Annotated in this window: 1 protein-coding gene; it reads left to right on the top strand. The window is 64.7% G+C overall.

The genetic code is table 11. The features are described 5' to 3' along the window. Positions 1-323 (top strand): chorismate-binding protein (locus FLQ44_RS14605; protein WP_206208905.1); only part of this gene is annotated, 323 nt, incomplete at both ends.

The following is a 323-nucleotide window of genomic DNA, read 5'->3' as shown; positions in this document are numbered from 1 at the left end:
ATATTTCAGGTGGTGCTGTCGCAGCGTTTCTCGACGCCCTTCGACCTGCCGCCCTTCGATCTCTACCGGGCGTTGCGGCGCATCAACCCCTCACCCTTCCTCTATTTCCTCGACCTGCCGGGCTTTGCGCTCTTCCGCTCGTCGCCCGAAATATTGTTGCGCGTTCGCGATGGCGAGATCACCATTCGCCCGATCGCCGGCACGCGTCCGCGCGGCCGGACCAGCGCCGAGGATGCCGAAAATCGCGAAAGCCTGCTCGCCGATCCCAAGGAGCGCGCCGAGCATCTGATGCTGCTCGACCTTGGCCGCAACGACGTCGGCCG

This window comes from Vogesella mureinivorans (assembly GCF_007644035.1).
Classification (GTDB): Bacteria; Pseudomonadota; Gammaproteobacteria; order Burkholderiales; family Chromobacteriaceae; genus Vogesella; species Vogesella mureinivorans.
The sequence above is the reverse complement of the archived record's forward strand: the minus strand, read 5'-3'. Positions and strand labels throughout refer to the sequence as shown.